Below are 25,039 nucleotides of genomic sequence, written 5' to 3' on the forward strand. Positions count from 1 at the left end.
GAAAACCTGAGTATTTTTACTCAGGTTTTTTTATGATGAAATCGCCCTTTGTTTATTACCGATCAATAATCAGTGGCATAGGCGATTACATATGACCTTTAAACAAATGAAATTTCTCATATGAAAAATGTAGATTATATTATTGTAGGAGACGGATATGCAGGACTTTTTCTGGCTCACCAGTTAATTAAAAATAATAAATCCTTTGTCATCTTTACGGAAGGAAGAAAAAGTGCTTCCCAGGTTTCAGCAGGTATTATCAATCCTGTGGTCCTGAAGAAGTTTACCACATTCTGGAAAGCGCAGGAACAAATAGATTTTCTAAAAGACAGTCTTAAAGAAATAGAATCATATACCGGGGAAAATTATCTGATCAATGCTCCTATTCACAGAATTTTTCATGATGAGAATGAACAGAACTTATGGTTAAAAAAATCAGCAAATGAAGAATTGTCGAATTTTCTTGATCAGAATTTTGATCGTTTAGAGGTGGTAAAAAACGACTTTCTTACCGGAAAGGTGAATCAATCTGCAAGATTAAATGTTAATGGATTTTTTAATGGTTTATTCAATTATTTTGAAAAAAATGATCAATTGATAAAGGAAAAATTCGATTATTCAAAATTAAATCCATCAGAATCCACTTATAAAGATTATACCTTCAAAAATATTATTTTCTGTGAAGGAATGGGTGTGAAAGACAATCCCTATTTTTCAGAGATCACTGTGAATCCCAACAAAGGCCACCACATCAGGGTGAAACTTTCCCAGCCAATTCCTGAAAACATAACCATTAAGAAGAAACATTTCTTATTTCCAACCGGAAACGGACTGTATTTTTATGGTGGAACTTATGACAGAGAGCAGCTTCACCATCACATTGATGAATCAGCAGTTGACCAATTGATGAAGGGACTTTCAGAATTTTATCCTTATGATTTTGAAGTGGAAGAAGTACATTTTGGATTCCGCCCCACAGTAAAAGATAGAAGACCCATCATTGGAAGACATGAAACATTCGGTAATCTGTACGTTTTTAATGGGCTAGGTGCCCGTGGTATCCTTAACGGTTGCTATTTTGCAAGAGATTTATTCCATTTTATTGAACAGGATATTCCATTACATGAAGAAGTTTCATTGAAAAGATTTCAATAGTGTATCTTAGTATCAATTTCCAAACTGAAGATCTATGGATGAAAATATATTAGGTATCGTTGCCGGAGTTCTCACTTCCATTTCAATGATTCCACAGCTTGTCAAAGTAATCAGAGAAAAAAATGTGGAAGATATTTCCTTACTCATGCTGCTGGTTCTTATTTCAGGGCTTTCTTTGTGGGTATGGTATGGCTTTGCAAAAGATGAACTTCCCATAATTTTGTCAAACGCATTTGCTGTTCTGGTCAATGTCAGCCTTCTGGTATGCTATATTATCTACAATAAAAGAAAATAAAAAAAATACGCCTCATCATGATGAAGCGTATTTTTTTTATGTAAGTGAAATTTAATTATTGAAGAACAAATTTAGCTAAAGGAGCCATTCTTGCTTTGTTTAAAGTAAGGGTATTTCCGTTTACAGAGTAATTATCTGCTGCCAGGATTGCTTTCGTAAATTGATTTTCAATATCAAGATCTTCACAAGCCATCATGGTAGACATTCCCTGATTGAACTTAATTCTCATTACTTCTGGTTTGATCTCAAATGTTCCTCCCAAGCCATTACATCCGGCATGCCCCTGATATCTCATTCCATCCATTTCAAGTTTGAAATAAGGATTGTTTTTAGGATTTTTCAGTTCAATCGGTTTCCCGTTAAGCTCTGTCAGTTTCCACGTTTTTCCTGTAATATCAGTCGTCGCTTTTTGAGCATTTTGTGTTTTACACGAAACAACTAAAAATGTTGCGATAATAAGTGCCGAAAAATAATAATATAAACTTTTCATAATGTTTATTTTTTTAATTAGAATTGCTAATCCCTATGCTAATACGATGCCATTTTTGCAGGACCAGACTCTTTTTTTGCCTGTTTAAGATGAAACAGAACCATATCTACATTCTTTTTCAGGAAAGTGATATTGCCTTTAATATCAGAATATTGATACTCTTCATTAGAGGCTGTATATTCAGGTAAGGCATCACTTTTTTTAAGGTCAAAAGTTTTACCGTTTAAATGTATTGTTGCTGTATTTTTGGTATTGTTGATGGTCACTTCTATTTTTTCTCCATAACTGTCAACATACACATTTTTTGAAATGTCATCTGTATTTTCTGGGGCAGCAGCGGTAATGGTTTCAGCTTCTTTTCCGGGATGCTTACACGCTGTTAGGGAAATAAGGGTCAATCCGAAAAGGATTGGTACTAATAAATTTTTCATAGTGATAAGTGATTTTAAAGTGTTTCATGAATTATGATATTAATGCTATATAAATTTACAAATATTTTTAATAAATATGTGTTAATTTTTCATAAACTAACAGAAAATTAAAATATTAGCTCATTTAACTCACAGTTTTTTGAAACAGAATTCACGAAACAGAAGGTAATAATTATTGTGGAAAATTTAGGATAAACCTTGTTAATTCAGGATTTTTAAAAGGACTTGTTTCGAGGAGGATAGTGTAGTTTTTCTTCATTTTTCATTTGTTGTGTTAATTTTTGGCAAAAATAATTCAAAAAGAAGAGAAGAACAATAAGTTAATGTTAATAATCTGAAATTATGACAAAGTTTAGGTTGGAAAAGAGATGGGCTATAATAGAATACGGGGATACCCGAAAATGTTCAAAAAAGCAACAGCATTAAAATTAAAATTTCCTTAAATCATAAAAAGTGGCTTAATATTTGAAATTTTAAATGAGCACAGATGAAAGATTAGAATTGCTTGAATTATGCTTAAATAAAGGAAATGTTAAATACTTTTCAGTGTTTTATTTTCAGGTATTTTAAAGGAGAGTTAAATTTTGTTAATCTGCTATGATAGTATCATAATCTGGGTGTACATTTGCAACTTCAAAATGAGAAACTTTATAGTATACTTTTTAACCGGTCTTTTTCTGCTCTTTGTAGTGGAAAGCAGACTCAACGTTAAAACGCTTCGAAATGACTATTCCGGTCATGTTTCTCATCATATGCCAAAAAGAGCCAACCGCCTGAATCAGACTTTTGAAAAACTCTCTATTCAGCAAATGGCAGATAATGTAGACAATTCCACTTTAGAACTTACCGAAAATGATTTCCAGCTGTCCGATGTATGGCAGGCTATTGTCGTTTTTGCCGGAGTTTTCAGTCTTGTTTATATTTTTGGATTAAAAAGTTGTAAGCGGTCAAAACCGGATATTCATGGTTTTGTTCTTGGCTTATCCACCAAAAGATTCATTCTTATCCGTTCCATTAGAATTTAAGAATTTCCCGTTTTATTGATTTTCTGCCTGATTCCGGGTAGAAATACTTTGCGCTGTGTATGCCGGTAATCATCACACCGTACCCTTTTATTACCGTTTTTATTTCTATCAAAACATTAACGATTTATATAAACTCTAGAATTATGATAAAGAGAGTTGTTTCGGGAATTGCGCTGAGTGTCCTTCTGCTGGCAGTTGGCTGCAATAAGAAAAAAGAAGAAAAAGAAGAAGTTACCGTATATCCGGTGACATCCCCTGTGGTAATGGATACCGTAATCAATAAAGAATACGTAGCCCAGATTCAATCTGTAAAAAACATTGAAGTGAGAGCTCAGGAAAAAGGTTTCCTGGAAAAAATCTTTGTAGATGAAGGACAGTACGTACAGGCCGGACAAACATTGTTCCGGATCATGCCTAAATTGTATCAGGCAGAATTATTAAAAGCAAAAGCAGAAGTGGAGCAGGCTTCCATTGAGCTGAAAAATGCAAGTACACTTGCAGGAAACAACATCGTTTCTAAAAATGAAAGAGCAATGGCAAAAGCCAAGCTGGATGCTGCCAACGCAGAAATGAAACTGGCTCAGATCCATCTTTCCTTTACTGACATCAAAGCACCGTTTTCCGGTATTATCAACAGAATTCCTCTGAAGTTGGGAAGTCTTGTAGATGAAGGCGATCTGTTGACTTCGTTGTCAGACAATACAAGTATCTACACCTATTTCAATGTCTCCGAACCTGAATATCTGAGCTATCAGACTCATGCTGCAGACCGTGGCAGCAATCAGGTTTCTCTGATTACGGCAAACGGAGAAATGTATACACAAAAAGGAGAAATTCAGACCATTGAAGGAGAATTTGATAATGAAACAGGAAATATTGCTTTCCGTGCCAAATTCCCTAATCCTGATAAACTTCTGAGAAACGGAGAAACCGGAAAAGTACAGATGTCAATGCCGGTTCATAATGCATTGATCATTCCACAGAAAGCAACCTATGAAATTCAGGATCAGAAATATGTATTTGTGATTGATAAAAATGGAGTAGCTAAATCCAGAAATATCAAAGTAGCCTATGAACTTCCGGATTTGTATGTGGTAGGCTCAGGAATTTCAAAAGGCGATCAGATTCTTCTGGAAGGCGTTCAGAAAGTAAAGGATGATCAGAAAGTGAAAACAAAATTCCAGGATCCTAAGAAAGTTCTTCAATCACTGAAACTAAAAGCAGAGTAGTGGTCTCTAAAACGAAACAGTATGTTTAAGAAATTCATTCGCAGACCAGTTCTGTCCATAGTAATCTCATTGATTATTGTATTTATGGGAATATTGTCATTGGTAAAACTTCCGGTGACACAGTTTCCATCCATCTCTCCGCCTAAAGTAAATATCACCGCAGAATATCCGGGAGCTAACAACGAATTGTTGATTAAATCCGTAGTAATCCCCTTAGAAAGAGGATTAAATGGAGTTCCCGGTATGAAATATATGACCTCAGATGCCGGAAATGACGGGGAAGCTTCTATTCAGATTGTATTTGATCTGGGTACGGATCCCAATGTAGCTGCAGTAAACGTTCAGAACCGTGTATCTTCAGTGGTCAATAAACTTCCGCCTCTGGTAGTACGTGAAGGAGTAAAGATCACGCGTGAAGAACCCAACATGTTGATGTATATTAACCTGTACAGTGATGATCCTAAAGCTGACCAGAAATTCCTTTTCAACTATGCAGATATCAATGTAATGTCCGAATTGAGAAGGGTAAGCGGTGTAGGTTTTGCCGATATCCTGGGAACCCGTGAATATGCCATGCGTATCTGGCTTAAACCGGATAGATTAACAGCTTATAATATTTCGGCAGATGAAGTAATGGAATCTCTGAATGAGCAGAGTTTGGAAGCTTCTCCCGGAAAAACAGGGGAAAGCTCCGGAAAACGTTCACAGTCTTTCGAATATGTATTAAAATATCCCGGACGTTTTAATAACGAAAAAGATTATGGAAACATTATTTTAAAAGCCAAACCGAACGGAGAATCTGTAAGGCTGAAAGATGTTGCCGATATTGAGTTTGGAAGTTCCATGTATGATATTTATTCTACACTGAACGGAAAACCTTCCGCAGCGATCACCGTAAAACAATCCTACGGATCCAATGCAAGTGACGTTATCAAAAATGTAAAAGCACTGATGAAGGATCTTGAAAAAAATAACTTCCCTAAGGGAATGCATTACGATATCAGTTATGACGTTTCAAGATTCCTGGATGCATCCATGGAAAAAGTTATTCATACTTTATTTGAGGCTTTCGTTTTGGTTGCCATCGTGGTATTCTTATTCCTTGGAGACTGGCGATCAACATTGATTCCGGCATTAGCTGTTCCGGTTTCATTGGTGGGAACATTTGCTGTCATGTCTGCTTTCGGAATTACCCTGAACATGATTTCCCTCTTTGCCCTGGTAATGGCCATCGGGGTTGTGGTAGATGACGCGATTGTAGTTATTGAAGCTGTTCACGCCAAGATGGAAGAAAAACATCTTTCCCCATTGAAGGCTACCGAAGAAGCAATGCATGAGATCAGTGGAGCAATTATCGCAATTACACTTGTAATGGCATCGGTATTCATTCCGATTGCATTTATGTCCGGACCGGTTGGGGTATTTTACCGCCAGTTCTCCATTACAATGGCTTCATCCATTATTTTATCAGGGGTAGTGGCACTTACTTTGACACCGGCTTTATGTGCTTTGATTTTAAGAAATAATCATGGAAAAGCGAAGAAGAAAACTCCGGTTACTATTTTCCTTGATAAATTCAATAACCTGTTTACAAAAGGAGCCGGAAGATATGAGAAGCTACTGAATAAAACAGTGACAAAAAAGACAATAACCTTACCATTGTTATTGGCATTTTGTGCCTGCACATTCTTCCTGAGCAATTCTTTACCTTCAGGATTTATTCCGGCCGAGGATCAGGGGATGATCTATGCTATTATTCAGACGCCTCCGGGTTCTACATTGGAAAGAACCAATCAGATTGCCAGAGAGCTTTTGAGGGAATCTGAAGATATTGATGGAGTACAATCCGTTTCTTCTCTTGCAGGATATGAGATTTTGACTGAAGGTACCGGATCCAATTCAGGAACCTGTCTGATCAACCTTAAAAGCTGGGAAGAACGTAAAGAATCAGCTGCAGAAATTATTGAAAAGCTTGAGGAAAAAGCCAAGAATATTCCGGGAGCCAATATAGAATTCTTCCAGCCGCCTTCCGTTCCGGGATATGGAGCTGCAGGAGGTTTCGAGCTTCGTCTGCTGGATAAAGCAGGAAGTGGAGATTATCATAAAATGGAGCAGGTAAGTAATGACTTTGTGAAGGAGCTTAAAAAGCGTCCGGAGCTTGGTTCGGCATTTACATTCTATTCTGCGAGTTTCCCGCAATATATGCTTAGGATAGATAATGATCTTGCGGAGCAAAAAGGAGTAACCATTGAAAAAGCAATGGATAACCTGTCTACATTGATCGGTTCCAACTATGAAACGAGTTTCATCCGCTTTGACAGGCCGTATAAGGTCATTGTTCAGGCTGGCCCTCAATATCGTGCACTTCCAACCGACCTGTTGAAGCTGTATGTTAAAAATGATAAAGACCAGATGGTTCCTTACTCAGATTTTATGAGGCTTGAAAAAGTATACGGACTATCGGAGATTACAAGACACAATATGTACAACTCTGCAGAAGTAAGCGGAACGCCTGCTCCCGGATACAGTAGTGGCCAGGCGATCAAAGCGATTCAGGAAGTTGCAGATAAAACACTTCCAAGAGGTTTTGGTATCGACTGGGCGGGGATCTCTAAAGACGAAGTAAGCCGTGGTAATGAAGCCATATTTATCTTCCTGGTTTGTTTAGGATTTGTCTACCTGATTCTTTCCGCACAGTATGAAAGTTTCATCCTTCCGCTTCCTGTTATTTTATCTCTGCCTACAGGTATTTTTGGAGCCTTTTTATGCTTAAAGCTTTTAGGACTTGAGAATAACATTTATGCACAGGTGGCAATGGTCATGCTGATCGGACTTTTGGGTAAAAATGCAGTGTTGATCGTTGAATTTGCCGTACAGAAGAAAGCCGAAGAAGGAATCCCTGTGGCAAAAGCAGCTATTGAAGGAGCTGCCATCCGTTTCCGTCCGATTTTGATGACCTCATTTGCTTTCATTGCCGGTTTAATTCCATTGGTGATTGCAACGGGGCCGGGAGCAATTGGTAACAGAACCATTGGTACAGCGGCAGCAGGAGGAATGCTAATCGGAACTATTTTCGGATTGATGATTATCCCCGGATTGTATTATATCTTCGGAACCATTGCTGATAAGTCACGATTGGCGAGATATGAAGAAGAAAATCCTTTAACAGAACAAACTGAACCTTATGAACATGATGGAAAATTCGAAGACTAAAAATATAATCACAGCCATTGCCTTATCGCTTGTACTCGTAAGCTGTAAGGCGCCGATGGCGACTGTCATAAAAGACGAGGTAAAAGAAAATATTCCTCAGAACTTTAATCAGGAAGAGCAGCAGGATGCTAACAATAATAGCGGAACAACACCGTGGAGACAGTTTTTTACGGATCCAAACCTGGTAACCCTTATTGAAACTGCTTTAAAAAATAATCAGGAGCTGTTGATCACTCTTCAGGAGATTGAGATTGCTAAAAGTGGTGTTTTAGCTAAAAAAGGAAGATTGAGTCCAACTGTTTCTGCAGGAGTAGGAGCCGGTCTGAAAAAATCCGGTCGCTATACCAGCGAAGGAGCCGGAGATGCTACCACAGAAATAGAGCCGGGTAAGGAAATGCCGGATCCGCTTGGAAATTTTGAAGCGGGCTTAAATGCGAGCTGGGAGATTGACATCTGGAAAAAGCTCAGAACGGAAAAAGAATCTGCCGTAGCCCATTATCTTTCTACAGTAGAAGGGAAAAACTTTGTTTTATCTAATCTTATTGAAGAAGTTGCAGATAATTATTATGAATTGCTGGCACTTGATAACCAGTTGGATATTATACAACAGTATATCAAGCTTCAGCAAAGAGCATTGGAAATTTCCAAAATCCAGAAAGAAGCCGCTGCTGCAACGGAACTGGCTGTGAAAAAATTTGAAGCAGAACTGGCGAAATCCAAAGCTGCAGAATATACCATCCGCCAGCAGATTACTGAAAAAGAAAATGAAATCAATGCTTTGCTGGGAAGATATCCACAACCAATTGTTAGAACGAAGGAAAACTTTATGTCTACCATTCCTCCGAGAGTCTATACCGGAATTCCATCTCAGTTATTAGCCAACCGTCCTGATATCAAACAGGCCGAGCTGGAATTGAAAGCTTCAAAACTGGATGTAGAAGCAGCAAGAAAAGAATTTTATCCTTCTCTGGAAATTTCGGCAACATTAGGCCTGGAGGCTTTCAAACCTTCGTACCTTGTTAAAATGCCGGAATCAATAGCTTACAATCTTGTAGGTGAACTGGCAGGGCCATTAATTAACAAAAGTGCGATAAAGGCTAATTTTCAGACAGCAGATGCCAAACAGGTTCAGGCGTTGTACGAATACGATAAAACTATTCTGAATGCCTATCTGGATGTTGCCAATCTGATGTCAAAGGTTAAAAATATAGATCAGTATTATCAACTGAAATCTCAGGAAACGAAAGCCCTGGATCAGTCTATAGATATTGCCAATCAGCTATTTCGTAATTCCAGAGCAGATTATCTTGAAGTTCTTTTAAACCAAAGAGATGCTTTGGATGCTAAAATGGAACTTATTGAGGCAAAACAGAAACAGCTCAGCACAGTAGTTGACATCTATAAAAGTTTAGGTGGAGGCTGGAAATAAAACATCATAATTCTATCAATAAACAGTTAATGTTTTTTGGAAGGGTCAATTCTTTTGAGTTGGCCCTTTTTTATTTTTATGCGACATGCTTTGAAGTTGTGGCCGCGCCAGTTGGAGGATCATGTTAAATGAAACAGGTCATCTCAGAATATTTTAATTTCCTAACTTTGTAATATTCAATAAAAATCAAAACAAAACGATGTCAATCACCAACGAAGATCAGATGCTTGGAATGCAAAAAGTAAGTGAAGCTGTTGCCTATACGCTGAAGAAGATGATGGATTACGCCGAACCCGGTATGACTACCAAAGATCTGGACGAATATGGAGCCAAAATACTGGAGGGTTTCGGGGCAAAATCAGCACCTTATCTGACGTATGGATTTCCAGGCTGGACATGTATCAGTGTGGACAATGAATTCTGCCATGGGATTCCAACAGATCAAAGGATTTTGAAAGAAGGCGATCTGATCAATATTGATGTTTCTGCAGAATTAGATGGATATTGGGCAGACAACGGTGGTTACTTCGTGATTGGAGAAGATATTCACGGACATCAGAAACTGGTGGAGGCCTCCAAAGATATTTTAAGAAAAGCTATCGACAATATCAAAGGTGGTGTGAAAATAGCAGATATAGGGCATTTAATGGAAACAGAGGCGAAGAAAAGAGATTTTAAAGTTATTAAAAATCTTGCAGGCCATGGAGTAGGGAGAAGCTTACACGAACAGCCTGACGAATTGCTGAACTACAAAAACCGCTATGATTCCAGACGTTTTAAGAAAAACTCTGTCGTGGCGATTGAAACATTCATCTCCACCGATTCCAATATTGCTGTAGAATTAAAAGACGGATGGACTATGGTAGGCAATAAAGGCGGTTACATGGCCCAGCACGAGCATACCATCATAATCACTGATGGAAAACCTATCATTTTAACCAAAATGAACGAAATCCTGAATTAAAAGAAACCGCAACGGTGTGAAAAACGATTGCCTTAATATATATCAGTAATAAAAAACTTTGCGCCCTTGCGTTAAAGAAAAATACAAAGTACTAGAAAGCCTCAAAGCTTCATCAATCAACTTGCTGATTGCAGCTTTGCTTATATTCAGTTTTAGGAATAGAAAACTTTGCGTTTTTACTATAAAGCACTCCGTTATCTATACTTCGAAGAATCTGCTGTAAATATTCCATTGATGAAAAAGCCAGGCTTTAAATTGTTGGGCATAAAATACTTTGTTATATTTATAGAATAAAATCACCTCACAAACTATTCACTATGAAAAAATTTCTTTTAATCCTTTTGGGAATCATAGTCATTCTGGCTGCTGTAGTATTAATTAAAACCTATACTTATCCGTTTAAGAAAAATAATATCGGAGCAGGTGAAGGCTGGAAACCGGTAAAAAATGATTCTGCAGTCATGAGACTTTCAGGAGGAATAAAAGTGGCTACTGTTTCTACAGGGAGTTTGGGTGAATTCGACTATGCACCGTTTGAACAGTTCAAAACCTATTTAAAAACCTCTTATCCTTTGGTCTATCAGAACACAGAAAATGTTGAGGTCAACCAGTATGGACTGGTGTTCAGGCTTAAAGGAAGCAATCCTGCTCTGGAACCCATTTTATTCCTTTCCCATATGGATGTTGTTCCGCCGGGAGATGCCGATGTTAAAAATAACGAAGAAAACATATTCCGTCCGGATGATAAACCATTAGAGCCTGTTTCAAAAGTTGCCGAAGACTGGGATTTTGCTCCTTTTTCAGGAGCGGTAGCCAATGGAAGAATCTACGGAAGAGGAGCGATAGATATGAAAGGAATGCTTTTCTCGTTGATGGAATCCATGAATTCTATGATTAAAAACAAACAGATTCCACAGCGTGATATTTATCTGGCTTTCGGTTTTGATGAAGAAGTGGGCGGGCAAAAAGGAGCGATTCAGATTGCCGGTTATTTTAAGAAAAGAGGATTAAAATTCGATGCTGTTTATGACGAAGGAGGTTTGATTATGCGAAAAGGAAATGTAGCAGGAATTGATACAGATGTTGCCGTGGTAGGATGTGCAGAAAAAGGTTTTCTTTCTGCAAAGATAAAAGTTAAAGGACTGGGCGGGCATTCCTCAATGCCACCAATGGAAAGTGCTATCGGGAAAGCAGCTGTTATCATGCAGCGTCTGGAAGATGATCAGATGAAGCCTGTTATTACCCCTTTAATCAAAGAATTTTTTAATAATATTGGAGGTGAAATGCCTTTTGCCACAAGAATGGCACTGGCGAATCAATGGCTTTTAAAACCGGTACTGATTTCCCAGCTTACCAAAAACAATACAACCAATGCTTTGGTGAGAACCACAACAGCTTTAACGATGATGAAAGGAAGTGATGGTACCAATGTACTTTCTCCCGAAGTGGAATTTGTTGTTAATTTCAGATTACTTCCCGGAAACTCGGTGAAAGATGTAAAAGATCATATTGCTAAAGCGACTGAAGGCTTTGATGTAGAAGTAGAAGAAATTGACAATACAAGAGAAGCTTCTGCTATTTCTCCAACCAATACAAGAGCTTTTAAAATGATAGAAGCCGGAGTGAAAGAAATTCATCCCGGAGCCATTGTTACGCCTTATCTTACTATGGCTGGAACCGATGCCGGTAAATATGAAATTGTAAGCAAAAATGTCTACAGGTTCATGCCGATCAAGATCAACAGTGCCGAGCAGCAGAGTATTCACAGCACCAATGAATACCTTAGCATTGAAAACTATCTGAAAATGATTCACTACTTTGAGTACATTATGAAGAATTATGACAGGTAATGTCAATAGTAAATGGTCAATTCGCTGTACTTGTGAATTTTAATAAGCTCACATATTATTAAACGCAGTGTTCGCAAAGCTTCTGTGAGGTTTAATTTTTTTTCGATCGCAGAGGCGTTTCACTCAGCAATGTTAAGGCGTATATCCTGGCTGAACGAAGTGCCTTTGTGAGCCAGTAAAATCTGCATATTGATAAACCTTGCGAACCTTAGCGTTAATAATGATTGACGATTGACTTTGCGAAGCAAAAATTGACCATTGACAAAAATTTTTTTACAAAAAAATATATTGCGTCAAGTTTTGTCGCATTACACATATAGCTTTGTCATATCAAAATTACAGAGCTATGGAATTGCCATTTTACTTAAACTTTAACGACTTTGAAAGTAATTATTACGATAACCTTGAGAAATGGTTTGAAGAATATCATAATACCAGCGAAACAGATTATCTGGAAGCGCTTGCTGAGCTTTACAGGCCCTATGTGTATTATAACTTTGCAGATGATATGCTAAAGCCGGATGCTTCCATTGAAGTGAAAGACTGCTTTTTTCCTTATCATGAAAAAATAGGAATCTCTTTCTGTATTGATTGTGAAAATGAAACTTCTCCATCCAATGGAATGAACCAGGTATTTGAATTTAAAAATATTTCCATGATGGAGTATGCCCAGCATATTCTGGATAAGATCAATAAATTTTGTTCAAAAAATGCTCATGCTCTGGATGGCAGTAAAAATATTCAGGATTATATTAATAACTATACTATTGTTACCTCCATGGAGGGAGTAGGGTATTGTATCAGCTACAACCGTCATCAGAAAGCCATTCCTTTTTTAAAGGCATACCTTCCATACTATGGTCAGACGGTAAACATGGCGCTATACAGAGATTTCCTTTGTTCTGTTGTTCAGATTGCAGAATTTATAGATCAGAAATTAAAAACAGTACACGCTTTTAAACAGACTATCTATGCACGCTCAAGAGCGGAAGCTAAATTCAATGTGCAGCTGAGCCGTCAGTTTCTGACTTTGTGCAACTAAAATTTTACACCAAACATTCATACTTAATTATATTGCGGAAAACTTATGTTTTTCAACCAAAAATCCCGGTCAGTAATGATCGGGATTTTGTATTAATAGCTTATTTAGTATTATCTGTTTTTATTATACGGAATATTCCATACCAGATCGGCCGCCAGATAATGGACACCTCCATGATGAATACTTCTGCTGCCTCTGATCAGATCATCCATATATCCTATATCTACGGTAAAAGGGGAATTGGGAATCGTAAATATATAATAAGCTGCAATACGCATTTCACGATATCCAAACGAACTCCATTCAGAATCCGGCTCATTGAGATGGCTTATAGAAAACAGGGCTTCTGCGCTCAAGGCCAGTTTCTGATTATTTTTGGGAGATATATTATAGGTGAGCTGACTCTTGATCCGTGTTCTCAACTGAAAATCCTCTTCGACTTGATGAAAGTCTGCATCGAAAAACTTCCTGAATTCCTGACGGACGGTACTTTTAAGTTTCCATTTCCTGCCGAAATCAAAAGTATAGGCATATCTTCCGTAAATTCTGAATTCCTGTTCTGTATTTTCCTTAGCATAAGGAGCCGTGTTTTCATATTGTGGCTGACGTCTGTAACTTAATGCATAACTATACTGCTGGTGTGGAGCAAAAGAATGATAAACTTCATGATTTAAAACAATGATCGCTTGCTTCGAAAATAAGTTATGATTTTCCGGACTGCTTTTTCTTCCGATGGCGACATAGCTCAAAGCCTGCTTTTTTCCCAGGGAATCAAGTTGCCGCTTCACCCCGAAGGCTCCCCAGAACGCATTGTTGGCATCTCCTAATCCAGGTGGACTGATCTGCGCTTTGATCGATGTTCCTATACATCCCACTAAAAATAATGCTGCAAAAAATTTCTTCATGCTCAATAATTTGGATACCTGTTTTAGGGGTAATTTTAAATAACTGCGAAACCATATGACTGATGAGAATACTGTTGATACGCAGAGAGAATCTTTCGTGATAGCAAAATTAGAGGCTTTGTTCATAGAGTGTTTATTCAAAATCTTGTAATACTGTTTAAAAACAAGACAAAGTAAAGACCTGATTTAGGATAGAATTAGGAATAAGACTTCTAATGGAAAAACTGGATGTTTCAATAATATTTTAATTGTGGATAAAATGTGAGTAACTTGTTAGTAGTTTGTGGGAAAGTACTGTGGTATTTATTGGTTTACTATATAATTGTTTGATTTTGTATGGTATATAAAGTAAATTGCCACAATATAAATACTGTGGCAAATTGGTTTATGGACTGGTTTATTTACTGTTAATTCTGTCTTACTCCGCACATAGCATCCCATGTTGTCCAGAAATGGGCATTAATAGCTCCGATAGGCGGATTGGTACTGTCTGCAACAATTCCTACCATAGAAGCACAGTTGGAATTACAGCCTATTTCATTATGACTTCCAGCCTGAGGAGGAATCTGGCGCCATGTACCTGTTGAACCGCTTAATAATTCTACTCTGATTTCAAAGATCCCGGAAAGATTGGGAGTCTGAATCTGTTTGGTAGGATTTTCACTTGAGATGAAGTCGCTCCAGTCTCCCTGTGAAAAAGTTACACGCCATGTAGAAATCATTTTAGAGGTATCGTTTTGTGGGGAAAGATACACCCAGAATTGAGCTCCGTTTCCAAGTACTAACTGACCTGAAGAATTTGCATTTACACTTGTTGATGTCATTTTGGTTTGGTTTTTAGTTTGTTAGATTGTATTTCAAAGTAACGAAGAACAAGGCACTTGCAGTAGCGTATAAATGACCAATTATTAAACTGAGTATAAATACTTATAGGAATGCATGTAAAATAATCCGGAAATCTTGATCATAAAAAAAGCCTGTGCTATTCTTAGCACAGGCTTTGGTTTCTTGCAGAAAGGAAGGGATTCGAACCCTCGATACAGTTACCCGTATACTACCTTTCCAGGGTAGCTCCTTCAACCACTCGGACACCTTTCTTTTTGAGATTGCAAAAATAGTGTATTTTCTGGAATATCCAAATTATTCTTACAAATTAATCTGTAATTTCTCCACAAAGGCTTCTGGTGAAATTATCAGCAAAGCTTCCGGAGTAGTTAGGGTTATCTATTAAGTGCATGGCTTTGGTAATCGCTGTTTCCGCTGTCATGTCTCTTCCGCTGATCGCTCCGATTCTGGAGAAAATATTACTGTTTTCATACTTTCCGAATGAGATGCCTCCTGAAATACACTGACTTACCACTACGATTTCAGTTCCGTTATCCCGGATTTCCTGAAGCGTTTCCTGCGTTTTTGCACTGCTGAAAATGGTTCCCGAACCAAAAACCTGAAGAATAAGAACCTTCATTTTAGGAATTTCCCTGAAGTGACTCAGATGCATTCCCGGAAAAATTCTCCAGAATAAAATATCTTCGGAAATATGTTCATCCACATGAAATTCTACGGTCGGATCACAACGGAACAGATTATCTTTAATAATATTCAAATGAACTCCGGACTGCCCGAGAATAGGATAATTCGGGCTTGCGTAAGCATCAAAATATTCTGCGGAATATTTCAGCGTTCTGTTTCCTCTTAATAATTTGTATTCAAAATAAATAGCAACCTCCTGAATGACTGCTTCGTCATTTTCATAAAGGCTGGCATAATAAAGGCTGGTCAGAAGGTTTTCCTTGGCGTCTGTTCTCAGGTCTCCAATCGGAAGCTGGGAGCCGGTCATGATGACAGGCTTTCTTAATCCTTTCAACATGAAACTAAGCGCAGATGCCGTATAGGACATGGTATCCGTTCCGTGAAGAATCAGGAAACCATCGTAGTCGTTATAATTTTTTTGAATATAATTGGCGATCACTCTCCATTCCTCAGGTCCCATATCTGAAGAGTCCAGCGGTTTGGCAAAAGGATGAACAAAGACTTCGCATTCCATAAGCCTCATTTCAGGCATCTTTTCGAATATATTTCCAAAATCAAAGGCGCGGAGACTTCCGGTTTCATAATCTTTTTCCATTCCGATGGTTCCACCGGTATAGATGAGCAGGACTTTTCGCTTCATGTACTAATTTTATTAAGAATTGGAGCCCGATTAGGGTTCATAGGTCAAAATTACGTTAATTTGCAAAGATTTGAAAATGAATGAAACGTTTATCATGAAATTTTATAAAAATAGGATGAGAAATGAAAAGGTTTCATAGGGGCTATTGAAAAAAATAACGAAATGCAGATGAGTGATTTATCGCAAACTTTTGAATATTTAAAACAGTTTTTAACGGAAGAAAGACTGACGAAAATTGAACATTTCTCGCAGGAAAGTTCAGACTTTGTACTTCCGGTTGTAGAAGATGTCTACCAGTTCAGAAATGCAGCTGCAATTGTACGCTCTGTGGAGGCCTGCGGTTTCCATAAAGTAGTGGCATTGCAGGAAGAATACAGCTTCGAACCCAATCTTCGCGTAACAAAAGGGGCGGATACGTGGGTTGAAGTAGAAAAGCTTCCCAGAAATATGGAATCTTTTCAGAATATTAAAGACAGAGGATATAAAATAGTGGCTGTTTCATTGGAAAAAAATGCTAAAATGCTGCCTGAATATGAAGTGACGGAACCTATTGCTTTGGTTTTCGGAACTGAAATGGAAGGGGTTTCCCAGGAGATTTTAGATTTTGCCGACGAGACACTGGCTATTCCAATGTATGGATTTACGAGAAGTTTTAACGTTTCTGTCGCAGCTTCAATCTGTATGTATGAGTTAAAGCAAAAATTGATAAAGTCTGATATTGATTATAAATTAAATGAGGAAAAGCTTCTGAGAATGAAAATCCTTTGGGCTGTCAATTCAATCAGAAGCGGACAGCAGATTTTTGAAAAATATCTGAGAGAAAATAATATTGACTGGAAATAGTAATCTGAAATAAAAATGAGAAGGTTTTGTGCCTTCTCGTTTTGTATTTATATCATATTGTAATAATTCCATGCGGCCACAAAAACTCCCGCCGTTTCCGTTCTCAGTCTTTGATTTCCTAGAGAAACTGCTCTTACTTTGTTTTCTGCCAGAAATGCAATCTCCTTTTCAGAAAAATCACCTTCAGGGCCTATTAAAAAAGTAAGATGCTTCAGCTGAGGAATATTTTTAAGATCAATTCTTTCCAGATTTTGATGACAGTGCGCTACAAAGGTATGTTCCGGATCAATATTTTTCAGAAAATCCGTCAGTTTTACAGCATCATTGATAACCGGAAAATGAAATCTCAGGCTCTGCTTGGATGCTGCAACAGCCTGTTTCCTGATTTTATCGATGTTAATGTTTTTACGCTCCGTTTTTTCAGTGATAATAATGCTTATTTCTGAAATCCCCATTTCCACCGCTTTTTCCACAAAAAATTCAATTCTGTCAATATTCTTGGTGGGTGCAATCGCAATATGAAGTTGAGGATTGAATTCCGGCAGATTTTCTTTGATCTCAGAAACTTCAATCCCCGCTTTCTTGCCTTCTATAATCAGTTTTCCGGAAGACAGGTTTCCTTTTCCGTCTGTCACGTGAATCGTTTCACCATCTCTCATGCGAAGAACTTTTACAATATGCTGCTGTTCTTCGTCGTTGATTATAACTTTATTTCTGTTGATGTCTCCGTAGAATAGTTTCATATATCCTGGTTTATAAATGCTACTCCTGTTTTGATGGTTGTATATATATCTGTATCACATTCCCGGTAAGAACACATGTATATTTCTTCTATCCATACATTATTAATGAAAATCAGATTTAAATATTCCTGTTTTCTCAAATTATTTTTGATGGATAAATAATCTCCTTCTTTTGGAGTATAGGGAAAACTAAAAAGATGTTCAGAATTAATTAATTGTAAAACTTCTTCTTTGATATCCTGAATATATCCTGTCTCAGAACTTTCTCCGTTAAACTCTGAAAAAGTTTCTGAGCCCTCATGTCTTCCTGTGATAGTTTCTAATACCCAGTAATATTTTGAGTTCTTTTTAGAATGTGTTCCCAGTACTTTTTCTTCTAAGAGTATTTTCATAAATCGTATTTTGCCGTTGCGGAAGTTCTCAGATCGGTAAATTCTCCACGTTCAAACTTCAGTTTTGCTACCATGGCAATCATGGCTGCATTATCTGTAGTATATTCGAATTTGGGAATATAAATACTCCATCCCAGTCTTTCTTTGTTGTCTTCCATTGCTTTTCTAAGTGCGGAATTGGCAGATACACCTCCTGCAATAGCGACCTGATTTACATTGAGATCTTTGGCTGCTTTTTCAAGCTTATTCATCAGAATTTCAATAATTGATTTTTGTACGGAAGCACAAAGGTCATTAAGATTTTCCTTAATGAAATCCGGGTTTTTTCTGACTTCTTTCTGAACGAAATACAACACAGAAGTTTTAATACCGCTGAAAGAATAATCGTAGTTTTCAAGCTTCGGTTTGTTGAATGTAAAAGCATCAGGATTCCCTTCCTTGGCCAGTCTGTCGATGATAGGGCCTGCGGGGTAATCGAGGTCAAAAATCTTTCCGATTTTGTCAAAAGCTTCTCCTGCTGCATCATCAATAGTTTTGCCGATGATTTCCATATCAAAATAGTCTTTTACCAATACAATCATGGTATGTCCGCCACTTACAGTAAGGCATAAAAAAGGAAAGGTAGGCGGCACAGGATTTGCATCTTCGATGAAATGGGCCAGAATGTGGGCTTGAAGGTGATTTACTTCAATCAAAGGTACATTCAGGCTCATCGCCAAAGACTTAGCAAATGATGTTCCTACAAGAAGAGATCCTAAAAGTCCCGGTCCGCGAGTAAATCCTATAGCAGAGATAGCATTTTGTTGTATATTTGCTTTAGAAAAAGATTTTTCAACAACGGGGATAATATTTTGCTGATGGGCTCGTGAAGCCAATTCAGGGACAACGCCGCCATATTCTTTGTGGATGGCCTGGTTCGCGGCAATGTTTGAAAGAATAGAATTTCCCTTGATGATAGCTGCTGAGGTGTCGTCACAGGACGATTCAATACCTAAAATTATAGAGTCGCTCATAATAATGGCAAAGTTAGAGAATAATAACGAGAATGAGAATAAAAAATCAGTAGCTGAAAACCTAGGGGATCAGGTACAGAAAACTGTTGAAAATGTAGAGGGAAAAGTACGGGAAACAGTGAAAGAAGCATCTGAGCTTGCTTCGGATGCGATACATCATCCTGTAGAAACAGCTGAAGAGTTTGGGAAACAGGCTGTAAAGGATGTTACCAGCTATACCTGGTGGGCAAAGCTTCTCTTGATTCTCTTTTGGCTGGGAATTTTCCTTGTAGGTGGAGTTCTTATTGCCATCAACCTTCCGGTTACGAAAAGATGGGCCGCTGATCAGGCGCTGAAGCTTGTTAATAATGATTTTAAATCTGATTTTTCTACAGAAAGTGTAGATGTCAATTACTTCGGTGATGTAACCATTAAAGGTTTAAAAGTAAAAGATTATAAAGGTTTTGATTTTATTACAGCCCGTGAATTTCGTGCAGACTCAGACTGGATGTCTCTGGCAGTAAATGCCATCTCAGGAAACAGCAATTCTTTGAGTTTTAACTCTCTGGCTCTTGTGAATGCCGATGTAAAAGTAATTACTTATAAAGGAGACAGTATATCCAATTTTGTAAGGTTTGTAGAACTCTTTGACAACGGTAAGAAAAGAGATCCCAAGAAACCTCCTTTTCAGCTGAATTCCAGAATTCAGATCATTGATTCTAAGGTTTCCATCGTTAATGAAAATTCTCCCGGAGATCAGGGGAAATGGCTGACAGCCACAAAGTTCAATTTAAAAGCACCCAATGTAAAAGTCAACGGACCGAATGTTTCGGCGTTGATTAATAATATGTCATTTGTAACTTCAAGGTGGGGGAAATCTCACTTTGTGGATACCTTTTCAACAGAACTGTCTCTAACGAAGCAGTTTTTGTCGTTAAAAGACCTTACCCTGAATACAGATCATACCTTACTTCAGGGAGATATCAAATTTAATCTTCACGACGGATCCTGGGCAGATTTTGCAGACAAAGTACGCTGGGACATGAATATTAAACAAGGAAGCCAGCTAAGCGGATATGATATCAGCTATTTTGTAACCAACTGGGATAATATTAAACCTTTTAATCTTTCAGGGGTAATGACTGGGCCATTGAATAAATTCCACCTGGAAAACTTTCTGATCAGAAATCCTGACGTCAATATTGCTACCAAAACGATGAAGGTTGACAATCTGCTGAAAGGAAATTTTGCTATTGAAACAAAAGATCTTTCCACAGATTTTACCTACAAGGATTTAAAAGCTATGATGCCTTCATTCATCTCCAAAAAGATGAAGAACTTTGCAGATGATTTCGGAAAACTGAAATATAACGGAACTGCAAAAGTGAATCCGGATCAGATTTATGTGGATAATGGTAACTTAATGACAGGAATCGGGCAGGCGAAAATTTCCAAACTTACCTTGACTGGCTACAGTACTGCTATGCCGAAATATTCCGGTTATCTTGATGTAAAAGATCTGAATACCTCAGTCATCACAAAGAATAAAGCAGTAGGTTTAATTTCCGGTAAATTTGATCTTAACGGACAAAGTTTTGATGTCAATACCATGCGTCTGACAACGAAATCTCAGATTGCCAGTATTGAAATTATGGATAAAACGATCAATAATCTGTATCTGGATGGTTTATTGGATCATAAAAAATATAACGGACTCATCACTGTTAATGATGAGCAGGCTAAAGCTACGGTCAAAGGATTGATCGATTTCAGTACTTCAAGGATTGCTATGGACGTTAATGCAGACGTTACTTACCTGAACATGAATTACTTTACCAACAAGCCCGGCACTCAGGTGGTAAGTGGTCAGGTTGAAGGGAAAATGGCCATGTCTTCTATCAACGATCTTACTTTAGATGTAAATGCCAATAACCTTCACTTTGCTTCAGCTACTCAAAAATATAATATTCCGAATGCCAGGTTAAAAACGTTTGTTGAAGCAGGAGGTCGTGTCATTGATGTAGATGCTACGGGAGCAGCGACAGGTAAAATTTCAGGAAAATATAACCTTGCAGATCTTGCAGGAATGGTAGAAAATGGAGTAGGGAAAATATTAGTGGGACCGCCGCCAAGAAAATTATACCGTGGACAGAATTTTGCGTTGAAGTTTGATGTCCAGCAGGGCCTTGTTAATTATTTCTTACCCGAATTGAGATTACCACAGGGAGCTCTTGTAGAAGGGGAATATGATGGGAATTCCAACAACCTGATCCTGAATCTTGATGCGGCATCTTTAAAATATATAATGACCAAGGAAGAGGAGATTACAGATGCTGACCAGGCGCTGGCATCTTCAAATCCTGATTATAAAATTAATGACCGAAAAAATCTCAGCAGAGACAGTGCAATGGTGGATAGTGTTAAAGTGAGAATTAACACAGGTGACCTGAACCAGCAATTGTATGCTAAGATCAACAGAGTCATTTATAATAAAAATGTAATTAAAGATTTTGAGCTTAAAGGGAATAATGAAAATGGAAATACACTTCATTTAGCAACCGTGTTCAAGCATGGAAGTCCTGATGATGAGCTTAACGAAAAGCTTAAGGAATACGCCATCAACGTAGATCAGTCTACTGATGCAGCAGGTGATTATGTATTCAGGTTTGAACCTACCGAGGTAAAATTCAATGAAGTTACCTGGGCTATAGATACAAGTCCTGAGCTGAATCACTCTATTACCTACAGAAAGAAAACCGGAGATTTTGATATCAGGAATCTGAGGGTATATTCCGATAAAAGTGCTTTGTTTATTAAAGAAGCCCAGTTTAAGTCTGCGAAAGACTTTTATGTAGATGCAGATATCAACGATTTTGCGGTAGAAAAGCTGCTGGAAATGCAGTCCGGAGGAAACACCATGGACATTAAAGGTCTCGCCAATGGAAGTGTTAAGATCAAAATGGATAAAAGTACCCTTCAGCCACTGGTAGATCTTAATATTGATGATATCAAGATGAATGGCAATGATATGGGAGATATCTCTATTTCTGCCACCAATGGATTCTCACTGAATGTATATGATATTGATGTGAAAGTTCACTCTGCCGGCGTACTTGGAAACAACAGCCTTAATCTGACAGGAACAGTTAATAATAATACTTCTTCCCCGATTATTGATCTTACTGCAGAAATGCGTGATTTTGACCTCGCGTTTACCCAGCAGTTTGTGCAGACGGTTTTCGGAAATCTTCGAGGAAAAGCTACAGGAGATCTTAAAATCAATGGAAAGCTTAACAATCTTGATTATAGCGGAGATATTGCATTAAAAGATTTTGGATTAAAACTATTGTTTACCGGGGTAGATTATTCATTTGATGATACTGTGATTCAGCTTTCCAGAGGACTTGCTATCCTCAACAATATTGAAGTACACGACGGAAGAACCAATTCCAAAGGGAATATCTCCGGAGCGATTCAGTTTGAAACCCTTTCTTCCATGGGGGTATCTCTCGTAATGAGAGCAGACAACCTGTTGATGCTGAATACCACGCAAAAAGATTTTGACCTGTTCTGGGGAAGAGTGTACGGACAGGGAGATCTGTACGTGGACGGACCTGTTTCAGGATTAAGTATAACCACTCCTAATATGAAGGCGCTTAACGGAAGTACCTTTACCTTTAATTCCAGCTCAACGTCCAATGTAGAAGAATTTAAAATGCTGAGGTTCCTGAAAGAAGGAAAAGATGGTCTGATTACGCTTGAAGAAAAGAAGAAAACAGGAGCCAATATGAATATTGACTTCAATCTCGCGGTAGATAAAGGAACCACCGTAAATGTACTGGTAGGAGACGATGTGGGAAATATTACGGTAAAAGGATCAGCCGATCCGTTGAGATTCCATATGAACAGACAGGGGAATATTGCGATGAGCGGTACCTATAAAGTAGATAACGGAACATTTGTCTCTAAGGCCATTCTTAATAAAACATTCCAGATCGAAAGAAACAGCAGTATAAGGTGGGATGGTGATGCGATGAAACCTATGCTGGATATTAATGCCAATTACATCAGAATGGTTTCCAATGCGGGAGAATATCTTAGTATGGGGAAACTGCAGCCTATCAGTATTCTGCTGCAGGCCCATATCACCCAGTCGTTGGTAGACCCTCAGATTGATCTTAATGTGACTGCAATGGATGTGTCCAGTCAGGTAAGAGAAACACTAGCTGCGAAAATGAGCCAGGAAGGAGAGAAGGTTCTCCAGTTCGGATCTGTATTGCTATTGAGTACCTTTAACGTATCCAATACAGGTGGATTCGATGTAAATGTAGGAAATGTAGCGGAATCCTCAGGATATAATATACTTCTGAAGCAGTTGGGATCTGTTCTTAATACGATGAGTAACGAATTTCAGATTGACCTTAATTATGTGAAAGGAGATCAGAACTCGAACTATGGAGACAGGGCTAATGCGGGAGTAAGTGTAGCCCTTTCCCCGAGAGTTAATATCAAGACTGGTTTGGGTATTCCGTTATCAAAAACGGATGGTGCACAAAACAATTATCTGTCCACGGAAGGATCTGTAGAATATGATCTGTCTAAAAAGAATGATGGCTCATTGGTGATACGTGCGTATTCCAAGCCTACAAACATCGGAATGGTGAGTACAAACGGTTCTGCTAATCAAGCTTATGGAGGAGGGGTAGTGTGGAGTAAAAGCTTCAATTCTTTGTTTAAAAAGAAGAAAAAAGACAAAAAAACTTCAGACGCAAAAGGTGAAATAAAAACAGATTCTATAAAATCGAATGGTAAATAATTAGAATATTTTAATGATTTTTATCATCTGTGTTAATTATTGTTAATATTTGATATATATTTTTTAGTTAAATTATTTTTCGTAAATTTGCAAAAAATACATAGATTTTTTAAAGAAATTGTAATTTAACTAATATGAACTATCAACTGGACGAAATAGACAAGAAGATTCTTGATTTCTTAGTAGAAAACACAAGAATGCCTTTTACTGAAATTGCAAAGCAGATGGATGTTTCTGCTGGAACAATTCACGTAAGAGTGAAAAAGATGGAAGATGCAGGTATTATTTTGGGATCATCTCTTAACATCGATTATGGTAAGCTGGATTATCACTTTACAGCTTTCATAGGTATCCTTTTGACAAAATCAAACCGTACTCAGGAAGTATTGAAAGAATTGTCAACTATTCCTAACGTAATCGAGGCTAGCGTTATTTCAGGAAAATATAATATTTTCTGTAAAGTAAGAGCTAAGAATACTGATGATGCCAAAAGAATTATTTACCAGATCGACGACATTCAGGATGTAATGAGAACTGAAAGTATGATCTCTATGGAGGAATTCTTAAGTGACAAAAACAGACTGATCAACGCAATCTCTGTGTAAGTCAAATTTTAAACGAATAATTATAAAAGAACTTATGAAATCTCTCATAAGTTCTTTATTTTTGTAGATATGGAAGAATACAGCTATTTTGACGAAGACCCAAAGAAAGGATGGGGATTTATTTTGGCGTTTGCAGCCTTGATGTTGTTTACTATTATGGGACTTGGTATCGATGTGGATGAATATCTGCAGCATGAATACCTTCAGATTCCGAGGTGGTACTTCTATGTGATTTTTTCTATTGACATACTGATGATGATAGGGCTGGTGCTGATGTTCTTCTACAAAAAGGCAGGAATCTTTATGTTTCCGGCTTTACTGGTGCTGCATTTCTTTATGCACAATTACTATCTGTCTACATTTTTGTATACGGACGTCACCAATCTTTTTCTGTTTACAGGATTCGGAATGCTTGCCATTATCCCGAAATGGAAGTTTTTTAAATAAAAT

General features: G+C 37.7%; 21 protein-coding genes and 1 tRNA gene. 13 read left to right on the forward strand and 9 right to left on the reverse strand.

The features are described from left to right. The first annotated feature begins 120 nt into the window (after positions 1 to 120). Both AC5YGI_RS06670 and AC5YGI_RS06675 read left to right on the forward strand, forming a co-directional pair. Entirely contained in the window at positions 121 to 1,155 is a 1,035-nt protein-coding gene (locus AC5YGI_RS06670) for an NAD(P)/FAD-dependent oxidoreductase (RefSeq protein ID WP_496167851.1), read from the forward strand. Positions 1,156 to 1,189: 34 nt separating this feature from the next. Then, positions 1,190 to 1,450: a SemiSWEET transporter gene (locus tag AC5YGI_RS06675; RefSeq protein ID WP_330745369.1), complete on the forward strand. Its 261-nt coding sequence runs from the start codon at positions 1,190 to 1,192 to the stop codon at positions 1,448 to 1,450. A gap of 55 nt (positions 1,451 to 1,505) precedes the next feature. Here AC5YGI_RS06675 and AC5YGI_RS06680 read toward each other — a convergent pair whose 3' ends face one another. Together AC5YGI_RS06680 and AC5YGI_RS06685 are read right to left on the reverse strand one after the other, a co-directional pair. After that, on the reverse strand, positions 1,506 to 1,940 hold the full coding sequence (locus AC5YGI_RS06680; protein WP_330745370.1) for an META domain-containing protein: 435 nt from the start codon (positions 1,938 to 1,940) through the stop codon (positions 1,506 to 1,508). Positions 1,941 to 1,978: 38 nt separating this feature from the next. Continuing rightward, positions 1,979 to 2,371: a multicopper oxidase domain-containing protein gene (locus AC5YGI_RS06685; RefSeq protein WP_120233455.1), complete on the reverse strand. Its 393-nt coding sequence runs from the start codon at positions 2,369 to 2,371 to the stop codon at positions 1,979 to 1,981. A gap of 638 nt (positions 2,372 to 3,009) precedes the next feature. Between AC5YGI_RS06685 and AC5YGI_RS06690 the strand changes: the two genes are divergently transcribed. From AC5YGI_RS06690 to AC5YGI_RS06720, 7 genes are all read left to right on the forward strand, one after another. Next, on the forward strand, positions 3,010 to 3,396 hold the full coding sequence (locus tag AC5YGI_RS06690) for a hypothetical protein (protein ID WP_110009503.1): 387 nt from the start codon (positions 3,010 to 3,012) through the stop codon (positions 3,394 to 3,396). Between the two features lie 146 nt (positions 3,397 to 3,542). Continuing rightward, positions 3,543 to 4,625 carry an efflux RND transporter periplasmic adaptor subunit gene (locus tag AC5YGI_RS06695; protein WP_395974907.1) on the forward strand — a complete coding sequence of 361 codons (1,083 nt, stop codon included), beginning with the start codon at positions 3,543 to 3,545 and terminating at the stop codon, positions 4,623 to 4,625. Between the two features lie 21 nt (positions 4,626 to 4,646). Further along, positions 4,647 to 7,838: an efflux RND transporter permease subunit gene (locus AC5YGI_RS06700; protein ID WP_330745372.1), complete on the forward strand. Its 3,192-nt coding sequence runs from the start codon at positions 4,647 to 4,649 to the stop codon at positions 7,836 to 7,838. Continuing rightward, positions 7,810 to 9,267 (forward strand): TolC family protein, encoded by a 1,458-nt coding sequence (locus AC5YGI_RS06705; protein ID WP_496167853.1) that lies wholly within the window; start codon positions 7,810 to 7,812, stop codon positions 9,265 to 9,267. The genes AC5YGI_RS06700 and AC5YGI_RS06705 overlap by 29 nt, the downstream gene beginning before the upstream one ends. Before the next feature lie 199 nt (positions 9,268 to 9,466). Beyond that, positions 9,467 to 10,231: a type I methionyl aminopeptidase gene (gene map / locus AC5YGI_RS06710; protein ID WP_496167854.1), complete on the forward strand. Its 765-nt coding sequence runs from the start codon at positions 9,467 to 9,469 to the stop codon at positions 10,229 to 10,231. A 317-nt stretch (positions 10,232 to 10,548) separates the two neighbouring features. Beyond that, entirely contained in the window at positions 10,549 to 12,081 is a 1,533-nt protein-coding gene (locus AC5YGI_RS06715) for a M20/M25/M40 family metallo-hydrolase (RefSeq protein WP_330745375.1), read from the forward strand. A gap of 346 nt (positions 12,082 to 12,427) precedes the next feature. Next, positions 12,428 to 13,123 (forward strand): hypothetical protein, encoded by a 696-nt coding sequence (locus AC5YGI_RS06720; protein WP_330745376.1) that lies wholly within the window; start codon positions 12,428 to 12,430, stop codon positions 13,121 to 13,123. Between the two features lie 110 nt (positions 13,124 to 13,233). On the opposite strand, the gene AC5YGI_RS06725 is transcribed toward AC5YGI_RS06720, so the two are convergent. From AC5YGI_RS06725 to AC5YGI_RS06740, 4 genes are all read right to left on the reverse strand, one after another. Then, positions 13,234 to 14,028 carry a DUF2490 domain-containing protein gene (locus AC5YGI_RS06725; RefSeq protein WP_330745377.1) on the reverse strand — a complete coding sequence of 265 codons (795 nt, stop codon included), beginning with the start codon at positions 14,026 to 14,028 and terminating at the stop codon, positions 13,234 to 13,236. 407 nt (positions 14,029 to 14,435) lie between these two features. Continuing rightward, positions 14,436 to 14,852: a hypothetical protein gene (locus AC5YGI_RS06730; protein WP_047428034.1), complete on the reverse strand. Its 417-nt coding sequence runs from the start codon at positions 14,850 to 14,852 to the stop codon at positions 14,436 to 14,438. A 187-nt stretch (positions 14,853 to 15,039) separates the two neighbouring features. After that, a tRNA-Ser gene (locus AC5YGI_RS06735) sits at positions 15,040 to 15,126 on the reverse strand. 55 nt (positions 15,127 to 15,181) lie between these two features. Continuing rightward, entirely contained in the window at positions 15,182 to 16,198 is a 1,017-nt protein-coding gene (locus AC5YGI_RS06740; RefSeq protein ID WP_110010834.1) for an asparaginase, read from the reverse strand. Positions 16,199 to 16,360: 162 nt separating this feature from the next. On the opposite strand from AC5YGI_RS06740, the gene AC5YGI_RS06745 reads away from it, so the two are divergent. Next, positions 16,361 to 17,041, forward strand: coding sequence for a TrmH family RNA methyltransferase (locus AC5YGI_RS06745; protein ID WP_110010835.1), 681 nt, complete (start codon positions 16,361 to 16,363; stop codon positions 17,039 to 17,041). 47 nt (positions 17,042 to 17,088) lie between these two features. On the opposite strand, the gene AC5YGI_RS06750 is transcribed toward AC5YGI_RS06745, so the two are convergent. The 3 genes from AC5YGI_RS06750 to tsaD are packed head-to-tail and all read right to left on the reverse strand — an operon-like array spanning position 17,089 to position 19,189. Then, positions 17,089 to 17,784, reverse strand: coding sequence for an RsmE family RNA methyltransferase (locus tag AC5YGI_RS06750; protein ID WP_330745378.1), 696 nt, complete (start codon positions 17,782 to 17,784; stop codon positions 17,089 to 17,091). Then, positions 17,781 to 18,176, reverse strand: a complete 396-nt coding sequence (locus AC5YGI_RS06755) for a hypothetical protein (RefSeq protein WP_137905125.1) — start codon at positions 18,174 to 18,176, stop codon at positions 17,781 to 17,783. The genes AC5YGI_RS06750 and AC5YGI_RS06755 overlap by 4 nt, the downstream gene beginning before the upstream one ends. Further along, complete coding sequence (gene tsaD, locus AC5YGI_RS06760; RefSeq protein WP_330745379.1) at positions 18,173 to 19,189, reverse strand: tRNA (adenosine(37)-N6)-threonylcarbamoyltransferase complex transferase subunit TsaD; 1,017 nt, start codon at positions 19,187 to 19,189, stop codon at positions 18,173 to 18,175. Before tsaD ends, AC5YGI_RS06755 begins: the two co-directional genes overlap by 4 nt. Before the next feature lie 4 nt (positions 19,190 to 19,193). Between tsaD and AC5YGI_RS06765 the strand changes: the two genes are divergently transcribed. The 3 genes from AC5YGI_RS06765 (at position 19,194) to AC5YGI_RS06775 (ending at position 25,036) form a co-directional block, all read left to right on the forward strand. Continuing rightward, on the forward strand, positions 19,194 to 23,984 hold the full coding sequence (locus tag AC5YGI_RS06765) for a translocation/assembly module TamB domain-containing protein (protein WP_330745380.1): 4,791 nt from the start codon (positions 19,194 to 19,196) through the stop codon (positions 23,982 to 23,984). A gap of 134 nt (positions 23,985 to 24,118) precedes the next feature. Then, positions 24,119 to 24,589 (forward strand): Lrp/AsnC family transcriptional regulator, encoded by a 471-nt coding sequence (locus tag AC5YGI_RS06770; protein ID WP_002984446.1) that lies wholly within the window; start codon positions 24,119 to 24,121, stop codon positions 24,587 to 24,589. Between the two features lie 69 nt (positions 24,590 to 24,658). Continuing rightward, positions 24,659 to 25,036 carry a hypothetical protein gene (locus AC5YGI_RS06775; protein WP_202843392.1) on the forward strand — a complete coding sequence of 126 codons (378 nt, stop codon included), beginning with the start codon at positions 24,659 to 24,661 and terminating at the stop codon, positions 25,034 to 25,036. Positions 25,037 to 25,039 lie beyond the last annotated feature (3 nt).

This window comes from Chryseobacterium sp. CS3K3.1 (assembly GCF_059515165.1).